Origin of the sequence: Pueribacillus theae (assembly GCF_003097615.1) — a bacterium.
GTDB lineage: Bacteria > Bacillota > Bacilli > Bacillales > UBA6769 > Pueribacillus > Pueribacillus theae.
The window spans coordinates 117,339-127,374 of the sequence record NZ_QCZG01000001.1 but is presented as its reverse complement, the minus strand read 5'-3'; the positions used below and the strand labels follow the sequence as shown (position 1 = coordinate 127,374).

Here is a 10,036-nt window from a genome sequence, read left to right as displayed (position 1 = left end):
GCAACGTCCCTTTCATTCTAAAATTTGTTATTCTGTATGCTGCCAAACAATGTTTCCTTCAGAAATTGTTAAAGTTGGCCAACCTTTGCATTCCCAGCCTTTGAACGGCGTGTTTTTCCCTTTTGATAGAAATTTATCTGGGTCAATTGCGATTTCATTGTTAAGGTCAATGACCGCAATATCAGCAATGCTGCCTTCTTGCAGCCTTCCATATGGCAACTCGAAAGCTTGAGCCGGCTTGATTGTAAGGAAATCGACAAGTTGCTTTAATGTCAGAATGCCTTTCTCGACTAAATTTGTATAAAGGAGAGGAAAAGCTGTTTCAAGGCCAACAATTCCAAACGGCGCACGTTCAATTCCGACCGATTTTTCTTCTTCCGTATGCGGTGCATGGTCTGTTGCGATAAAGTCAATTGTCCCGTCTAAAAGGCCTTCAATCAACGCGTCGCGATCTTCTTTCCCTCTTAATGGCGGATTCATTTTGTAATTCGGATCAAGGCTTGATGGAATATCTTCATCACAAAGCAATAAATGGTGCGGCGTCACTTCCGCTGTTACGTTGATACCCGCCCGTTTTGCGTCTCTCACAGCGCGAACTGACTCTTTCGTGCTAATATGGCATACATGATAGTGAGCATGGGCCGCTTCAGCAAGCAAAACATCACGCGCAATATGAACGGATTCGCAAACAGATGGAATGCCATGTAATGAATGCTGTTTCGAAAAACTTCCCTCATGTACGGAGCCTTTGTTGATGAGCGTATTTTCTTCGCAATGGGCCACAATCGCTGCATTTACACTTTGAGCTTCTTTCATCGCTTCTAACATTTTTCCGGCGTTTTGAACTCCCACGCCGTCATCTGTAAAAGCGAATGCTCCAGCTTCTTTTAAAGCGTCAAAATCTGTAAGCTCTTCACCAATTTGCCTTTTCGTTATCGAAGCATACGGAAGAACACGAACGACAGCCGTTTTTTCAATGCGTTCCTTTAATTTTAAAAGTGTTTCTTTGTCATCAGGAACCGGCCTTGTATTCGGCATGGCAGCAATCGTTGTAAAACCACCTCTTGCGGCTGCCTTTGTCCCTGTTTCGATCGTTTCTTTATGCTCCCCTCCAGGCTCGCGTAAATGCACATGCAAATCAACCATTCCAGGAATAACAAGTTGCCCTTCCAAATCAATCACAACTGCATCTGTTTCCTGTTCTATCGTTTCAGCAACTTTTTCAATGAATCCATCTTCAATTAAAATGTCACAACATTCCAGTTCGTTGCGATCCGTTACGATTCGCCCGTTTTTTAACAAAGTTCCCATATGCCTTCTCCCCTCTCATATGCCAAGCTTGCTACTGCTCTCTTTAAAACGGCCATGCGAACAAATACGCCATTTTTCACTTGTTTAAAGATCCTTGATTTTGGCGATTCAACAAGTTCGGGAGCAATCTCTACCCCACGGTTTACTGGAGCGGGGTGCATAATAATGCTATCTTTTTTCATTCTTTGAGAACGTTCGATTGTCAGTCCGAATTTTTGATGGTATTCATGAACCGATAGTTCCATATTATTCATATTGTGGCGTTCATGCTGAATTCGAAGCATCATAAGGACATCCGCTTCCTCAACAGCTTGGTCAAAATCGATGTATTCACCTAATGAAGCATCCCACCATTCGATTGGACCAGAGAACTTCACGTTCGCACCTAACCTTTTCAAAACCTCTGCATTGGAACGCGCGACTCGGCTATGTTTCACATCCCCATTGATGGCAATATTCAAACCTTCAAAAATGCCAAATTCCTGCCTGATTGTCATTAAATCCAATAATGATTGTGTTGGGTGGTTGCCGCATCCGTCACCGGCGTTAATGATTGGAATCGAAATATTTCCTTTTAACGAATGATAGAAGCATTCGTCAGCATGGCGGATGACAACAACATTTGCACCTATTTCTTCTAATGTCCGAACTGTATCATATAAGCTTTCGCCTTTTTGAACGCTTGAATGTTCGGCGGAAAAATGCAGGACATCAAGCCCGAGCTTTTTTTCTGCCACTTCAAAGCTAAATCTTGTTCTCGTGCTAGGCTCAAAAAAAAGATTCGCGGCAAACATTTTTTTCTTGGGTTCCCATGTCATCCCTTTTTCAAATAATGCTGCTTCATGAAGGATTTCATAAATATCTTTAGTTGATATTTCTTTCATTTCCAATAAATCTTGCATTTTAATCCTCCTCTATATTTAGGGCCTGCTTAGCAAAAGCTCCATTAAAAATAAAAAACTCCTTGCCTGCAGCTTGGCAAAGAGTTTACAGCACTCCCGTAAAAACGGTGAGCACATCATCCTCTTTCCAAGCCTCTCTGGACTTCTTTAAAAGAGATTATTTCTTCGTTATGCTTACTTTATCCACTTTATCGACTTCCAACAATTCAACATTCACAATTTCAGAGCGTGAAGTTGGAACATTTTTTCCGACGTAATCGGGACGAATCGGCAGTTCACGGTGGCCGCGATCGATAAGTACGGCTAATTGAATTTGAGCAGGACGGCCTAAATCAATTAATGCATCCATTGCTGCTCGAACTGTTCTGCCAGTATAAAGAACGTCATCAACTAAAATTACTTTTTTATTTGTTACATTTTGTGGAAGGGAAGTTGATTTCAGCGTTGGTTCATTGTCTTCATGGTTTACAGTCAGATCATCACGATAGAGCGTAATGTCTACTTCTCCAACGGGTATGCTGGAGCCTTCGATTTGTTCAATTCTTTTCGCCAATCGTTCAGCGATGTAAATCCCTCTCGTTCGAATTCCGATAAGAATACAATCTTCGATGCCTTTATTTCTTTCGATAATTTCATGCGCAATTCGTGTCAATGCTCTTCTAATTGCTTGTTCATCAAGAATTTCAGCTTGTTTTTTCAAAACACCACCACCAATCGCAATAAAAATCCCCTTCACCAGTTGATTGGCAAAGGGGGCATAGACATACTAATCCTCATGTCATAGTCGTTCCTTTTCAGCCTCACGGGACTGGTGTTAAAGGCTATTCACTTTAGCTATCAATAATTATTACAGAGTTTACTTACAATGTCAATAAATTTTTTCCTTCTTTTTATAGAGATGAATGACTTTCAAACTCCTCCCACAGCAGCGAAATGAGCATTTCTTGAAAGATTTTGATTGGATATCTTGAACCCTGTTCGTTTGCCAGTAACATCTCGATCAGTTGTTCATCCCAAGCAAGTTTCATATTTTTCAACGCTCTGATTTCATCGTTCGAAAAAGATAACCCGTATCGTTTATTTTGCTTGCCCTCATCACGATATATCCCGCGATTCTTTCTCCACCACGCTACTGCTTGGCGCGTCATACCCCAAGGGTGCCAGTAATCGCGATACCTTTCATGAAGCATGTAAGCGATTGTTAAACCTTTGACATCGAGGTCGCCGCTGTAATACATGTGCACACCTTGATCTCCGAAAAAATCTAGCAACTCAAGCGCTGCATGACTTGGTTGACCGCTTGTACAAATAATTGGAGGAATCATTTTCCCAATTGGAGCATCACTTAATTGATCCAATATCATTGAACAAATCGAAGGATTTTCGCTAATGAAAACTTTTTTTGTACTGAGAACTGCTTGCAACCAATTGTTCTCGTTTTTAGACTTCTGTTCGATGTCTCCTGCTTTCATCCTCCACCGTGGAATGATTTTCTTGAGCATCCGAAGAGTTATCGCGTAGCTATACTCTTGTTGTTCACCGCTATTGCAGGTCACACCCAAAATCAACACTTGCGAGGATAGGTCATCTAGCGCAAGCCCGACACTCTGGTATTGCTTTCGACTAAAAATTGAATTTTCAATTTCCTCTTGATGTTCAGTTTGGCTGCGGTTAATAAACAAAATCCCATAGTAAAATAGCCTGCCTGAAAAACGATCTCGATCAAAAAAGTGAGCGTCTCCTGTCAATGTCGCAGCAAATATCGGAAGGGGAGTACCTGTTCTCAATCGATTTTCGCTTAAAATCGGCAAGTCGTTCAATCCTTTAACGACTTGTACAATTTCAACACAACTAGAAGATAATGGATTGGTTTGCCATTGATGCTTTTGCAGATCCGGTTTAAGCTCCTCAAAACGTTCTCTAAGCATCCGATAGCTGGCGTCTTTGCCTGTTCGGGCGTAAGCCAACCAATCCAGTATGATCGAATGCTGTGCGTACGATTGTAAAAACGCAATAAACGAGTCCCATAAAACTTCTTCTTCTTGCTTCTTTACCGATTTCGGCTTGATTTCTTCTGCAAAAAGAGCGGTCAATAATGTAAGCAAATCAATTGAAAAACGTGTAGCCAATAATTTTTCGTTTAAATCTGTTAGTGTCACCGTCACGGACTTTTGATGGTAAAGGCCTCTCACCAATAAACCGCTTAACGCTTCTTTTTCATCTTCCGAAAGAGAAGAAAGGCGAATCTGTCCCCCGATCCGCCCAAGTGATTCGTATTTCTTTTTTGCTTGCCGAAACAACCGCTGATACGCTAGATGTGAAAAATATTGTTTTGCCTCTTCTAATCGTTCCGTTCCCGTCATCTTGTATCTTCTCCTTGACTAGTTATCCCCGCTAAACAAACCAAGTGTGATTTGATCCGACGCTTGCTTTGGTGCTTCATTGCGGTCTTTTTCTTCATCATGATACGTTAAGTCTCGTTTGGGCTCATCAGAAAGGGGTTCGTCCAAAACCATTTCCCTTCGATATCCGTTCCAATGATAACGAAGCAATGTTACGAAGTCGACATCTTTCGGCCGGATGATTTCATAAATCGAAAGGTTCGGTACGGTATCAAAACAGCCCCATAATACTTGGCTCGTCATCATGTAATCAAAGTCCATATCCGTTAATAGTTGAAATAAATCACGTATGTTCTCTTCATCTACCCCGGCAAAAGCTTCATCCAAAGAAATAATTTTTGGTGAATCCGGATTCGAATCGTTATAGCGTGAGTACGTGGCGGCAAACAACGGGATATACATTGACATCGCCTTTTCCCCACCGCTTAACACGTTAAACCGTGAATCGGTCAACACACGCCGGTTTTGCTCACCTTTTTTATAATAAAGAACAAAATCAAACCATTGTCTGTAATCGAGAAAATCGGCAATCCATTTTCGTAAGCTCTCTTTCTCATCCGCTTCCGATTTTGCCAAACGAATGCGTGAGCGGAAATGATCGACCATTTGCGCCACTTCGTCGTCGCGGAGCAGTTCGGGATCTTTGCGTAACAAGGTTACGAGCTTGTCCACGTCCAATTCAGTTTCGTTTCTTGGTGGTCTTGGTTCCCATTTAAGAGACAGCTTCAGTCCGCTGGACGTTTTCCGTTCATCCATCAAACGGTTCATCTGCTTGACCCACTGCTCGGCACGGTATATTTTATGTCGAATCGCTTTGCCTACACTGTGCAAAATAATTTGTTCATACAGTTCACGGTCTTTTTCATCCATTAATTGCTTTTGCTCTTCTTCGAGCAAGATTAATTCTTCCAGTAATTTACCTGGAGAAAGAGGATGTTGCCTGTCTCTTACAGAATGGATGAGCCAACGTTGATGCTGTTCGTCATAATGTGATTCCAGTACGTAGTCAAGCAACATGTTTTTCACTTCATTAAACATATCGAGCAATTCATTCACTGCTTTATCACGTGGCTTTGTTTGATATTTCTTTTGGTACCGTTGCTCAGCCTTTTTGGCTAACATTAGCATAACACTTATGTCCAAGTTGTCCCGCTTCCACTCATCTTCCCAGTCTGTTAGCAGTTTTCGTTCCCACTCTGCTTGCCAGTATTGAACCGCTTGATTCCGTAATGTTTCAATTTCGCCAAATTCCCGCTTCATGATATTGACGCGTTCTTCATATTTTGCTTTTTTAATTTCAACGTCTCGTATATTGGCATCCAATCGTTGAACAAGTTGAGACGTTTCGTTACGCTGCTGCTTAACCTCTTCCAAGCGCTCATAAATGTTGAGAATGCCTAATTCATCCAGAAGGCGGGTTAACGTTTCTATTTTGTGTTCCGTTTCGCGTTGCTTGCGTTTCCACTCTGTATGTTGTTCTTCCTCCCTTTCCTGCTGCTCTTCACATGCCTCGATATCTTCTAACAACCGGTTCAGTCGTTGTTTGTGAGTGAACAAAATTTGCACGGCGGAGCGTAATTCTCCTAAACTCATATGATAGGCTTGCATATCCGCTATTGCTTGTTCAATCAATGATCGGTTTTTCAATCGTGACCAACGATCTGTATACACTTTAAAATCTTGCTGTAATTGGCGCCATTGCCCAAGATGCGAGCGATATTGCTGATCCATTTTTTCAAGATGCTTCTGTGCCTGTTCTAAATCAAGTCTGGCATCTCTTCGGGTTCTTTCAGCATGCAACAATTCCTCTTCAGAGGGAATGTTTTCAATTTCCTCTTTAAGCTGCTCGGTGATCAAGCGAATTTCTTGTTGTTTCTGACCGTTTTCCTGGATTTTTGCTTCCACTTCAACGATTTGATTTCTCAAGTGTTCGATCATTTCCATTCGCATTTTCTCACGAGCATTTTTACCGATTAGCTGTGCTTTCGGTTTCACTTCAACTTGACCAAAAAGAGCACCAAGTTGGAACTGTCCTTGATGATTCACCCACGAACCAGTACGGTTTGAATCCGATTTTGCTTCCAATCGTTCATCTTTTAGATGTTCCCGTTCAAAACGGATCGTTCGCAAAACATTCCAGACTTCTTCTTCGCTAATCATCATGTCATCAGATAGTTCCGGCTGCAACACGTCAGCAAGCGTTCCAATATCATTTTTTGCACTAACAGGTTCAGGAAGAATCATAAATTCTTCGATGTCTTCATGCCAAACGGAGCCTTCCGTTACGATTTGTGTTGGGCCAATCCAAGCGTCCAGCAAACCTGTATATTCCAACACGCTCTCCAGACGGGCTTTTTCTTCATCAGATAAATTCTGTTTAAAATCACAACAAGCATATAACGGCGCTCCGGCATCTAGAGAAGACCCTGCTCCTTCCTGATTCTCTTTCCGTTTTTGACGATAGCTTTCTCTGCTTGACCGTCGTTCAGGTTCCGGATCTTTTTTCGTATCCCATAGGTAAAGCTCTTCTTCGAGGGCGCTTTTTTCCTCTTGTAACAAACCTTGCTGATGCTGAATTTGGGTCATTTGCACTTGCCATTTTTCTTTTGTCTCTTCGTAAATGTTAATCGCTGGCTGCTTGATTTCAGGATAAGAAACGTTGGGATATCCGGACAGTAAATGCAGCAGATCACGCCATGTTTGTTCCGCTAACGGCAAAGTTTTCAGCGATTGAAACCATTGATAAAAACGGTCTTCGTAATCGCTCATCGTGTCTTGCAGTTGTTTTTCTGCCTGACGGAGTAGCCTTTCCCGTTCATCCCTTTCTTCCCTTGCTTCGCTCATGGCCGCTTCTGCCTCTTGAACTCGTTCTTTCGCCCGTTCTTCTTTTTGTGAAAGCACAAGCGCTTCTTGCAAACGTTTCCCGTGATTTGCAACATCCGTTTTCCAGGCTTGCCAATTTCCTTCTTCGAGGTGATGCTGTTGCTCGAACTGACGATGATACAAATCATGTTCCGTGAATTCAGCGTCTCGTGCAATTACCTCCATGTCCTCCATACATTCTGTGGACAATTTTTCTTGACGTTGCGCCTGTTTTTCGGTCTCTTCTTGTTCGATTTTGTTCTTCTCAAGCCGTGCTTTCACTTCCGCAATGCGCTGCTTCGTATTGTTAATCTGCATGGTAATTTCTTGCCGTTCATTTTTTGCTTGTTCAAGCTCTTTATGTTTTTCGATGGCTTCATGCTGTTCAAGCAATTCGATTTCTGTCGTCAGCTCATTTTCTTTTTCCGTCGCTTGCTCTTTCTGTTCTTGTAAATCGACTACATTCTGTGTATATTCCGCCAGCTCTTGACGAATAGCATCGATGTCGTTTTTCTTATTCTCAAATTCCTTTTGCCGTCTCCTCAATTGACTGGATGCTTCATAGAAAAGATATTCGTTGTATTTCGCGTATCCATCATTCAGACGCTCGATTTCCTTGCGATGAATCATTAGTTCATCAAGCGTATCATTGATTTGATCCATATCTTCCAAAACATCGGATAGCGGGCGAAGCTCTTCCTCTTTTAACGGTGGAAGTGCATCCGTCAAAATATTGTAAATCGTGGATGGCTTAAAATCCTTGGAAAGCTTCGGGCTGCGCAATTGAATTAACAAATCTAACAATTCTTGATAGCTTTCTTCGTCATCAAAGCCAAATAAGACTTGATTGACTAACTTGCGATAAGCTGCTTGTTCACGAACTAGCTTGCCGCCCACCCCAATCTGTGCAATCAGTTTGTCACGATGCAACGGAATTTTCTCACCGTACTTCCGGTAATGATCGTAATCATACAGAAAGAAGTCTTTCCCGATGCGGCGTCCGTCCTGAAGCACAAATCCCCAAAAACCGAGACCAGAAATTCCTTTTCTTGCACGCATGCCGATCCCGATCGTTAACGTTTTCCCACTTTCAGCATGACGGAACTCCAAGTAGAGATATCCCGTACGGTCATGGATTCCACTATCTGTCTCTCCAAGCAAATAATATTCAATCCGGCGGTCGCGTGACCCAAACGGATCCAAGCGCCATGGACGCTTATCCCCATCCAGGACTAAAGGGATGAAGCTTTGCATTGTCACCGATTTACCGGAACCGTTCGAACCGCGCAAGATCAACCGTCCATCCGAAAAATAAAATTCCTGATCGTCATAATACCAAAAGTTAAAAATCCCAGCCCGTTCCATCTTCCATCTCATGACATGTCACCTCCAGCAAATGCATCATATTCTCCAATCCATCGCGATAAAGCGGGATATATCGTTACTTCTTGTTCTTCAAGTGCTCCTAAGTGCCACTCTTCTAAATGTGAGACGACTTGCTTGAGCAATTCTTTCGATGAAGCCACGCGGTGTTCTTTGCTCCAAAACTCCTTATGCTTATCCCGCAAATAAAACAGCAGTGATTCCAAATCTGTAACACTCATGATGATCCGACCGTCTTCCTTCTGTTCATAGTAGCCTTTTGCGATTTTTTTTCGAAGCTCTGATGCGGTTAAAATTAACAAATCTGAAACAGATGATAGAGTTGGGAACAATTCATGTTCAGCAGACAAACCAGGATCAAAAAGAACCAAGGCTTCCCGGTAACGTCTCCCCTCCAAGCCAAGTTGTGTCTGTAATTGGTCAATGAGTGAACGCCGTTGTGTCAATACATATTGCCGCTCTTCTTCACTCCAATCACTGTCGTAAATGACAGGCTCCTGTACAAACCGCCGGTACACCCGTTGTCTTCGTTTCACCTTTTCGTCTTTCTCATCAAGCTCTGCACGGAAATCACCAATCCGCGAGTAGTGCATTAATTCTTTCGAAAATCGCCGCAACACATAACGAGCCATTGGTGAACATTCATACAAGACATTCGCTTTCTCATCTCGCGCCCAAGCACCTTCTTCTCCGTCGACAGATAACAAAACCTTTAAATCACGGCATTTTTTTAACGCACGTGCCATTGAGAGCCGGTGTTCATATAACGTCCAATCAATCAGCACATCATAAGTGTGCAAATGGTCACGAATGTCTTCCACCATTTGTGACAACAAAAATTGCTCACCGTCTCCCCGTCCCTCCAAATACCACAAACAGTACGTGAACAGCGCATAATCTCTTGATTGCTTAAATTCATCGATTCCCATCCAACAATGATAGGTTTCCGGGAATTTTTCCACTTTTGCAAATTGACGAGTAACAAGCAATGGGAAGCCTAAATAATCGTGAAACCAATCTCTCAATGCTTCATAATGATCTTTAATCTGCTGAAAGGTTTCCGGATCTTCTTCTTTCAGCACCCAAGGACGATTGAGCAGCGCTTTTATGCACTGTTGTTTTTCTTCTATTAGTTTTTCTTCGTTTTTTTCCCATTTACGCATTGTAACACCTTCA

The 10,036-nt window shown here is 42.4% G+C and carries 6 protein-coding genes; all 6 read right to left on the bottom strand.

Annotated features, from left to right (window positions below; translation table 11 throughout):
• Positions 1–27: 27 nt before the first annotated feature.
• The 6 genes from DCC39_RS00665 to DCC39_RS00640 all read right to left on the bottom strand — a co-directional run bounded on the left by DCC39_RS00665 (position 28) and on the right by DCC39_RS00640 (position 10,023).
• On the bottom strand, positions 28–1,311 hold the full coding sequence (locus DCC39_RS00665) for a dihydroorotase (protein ID WP_116552942.1): 1,284 nt from the start codon (positions 1,309–1,311) through the stop codon (positions 28–30).
• Complete coding sequence (locus tag DCC39_RS00660; RefSeq protein WP_116552941.1) at positions 1,296–2,213, bottom strand: aspartate carbamoyltransferase catalytic subunit; 918 nt, start codon at positions 2,211–2,213, stop codon at positions 1,296–1,298. Before DCC39_RS00660 ends, DCC39_RS00665 begins: the two co-directional genes overlap by 16 nt.
• Positions 2,214–2,370: 157 nt before the next feature.
• Positions 2,371–2,913, bottom strand: a complete 543-nt coding sequence (gene pyrR / locus DCC39_RS00655; RefSeq protein WP_116552940.1) for a bifunctional pyr operon transcriptional regulator/uracil phosphoribosyltransferase PyrR — start codon at positions 2,911–2,913, stop codon at positions 2,371–2,373.
• A 190-nt stretch (positions 2,914–3,103) separates the two neighbouring features.
• Entirely contained in the window at positions 3,104–4,576 is a 1,473-nt protein-coding gene (locus DCC39_RS00650) for a TIGR02679 domain-containing protein (RefSeq protein WP_116552939.1), read from the bottom strand.
• An 18-nt stretch (positions 4,577–4,594) separates the two neighbouring features.
• Positions 4,595–8,854 (bottom strand): TIGR02680 family protein, encoded by a 4,260-nt coding sequence (locus DCC39_RS00645; protein ID WP_116552938.1) that lies wholly within the window; start codon positions 8,852–8,854, stop codon positions 4,595–4,597.
• Positions 8,851–10,023 carry a TIGR02678 family protein gene (locus DCC39_RS00640; RefSeq protein ID WP_116552937.1) on the bottom strand — a complete coding sequence of 391 codons (1,173 nt, stop codon included), beginning with the start codon at positions 10,021–10,023 and terminating at the stop codon, positions 8,851–8,853. The genes DCC39_RS00645 and DCC39_RS00640 overlap by 4 nt, the downstream gene beginning before the upstream one ends.
• Positions 10,024–10,036: the final 13 nt, after the last annotated feature.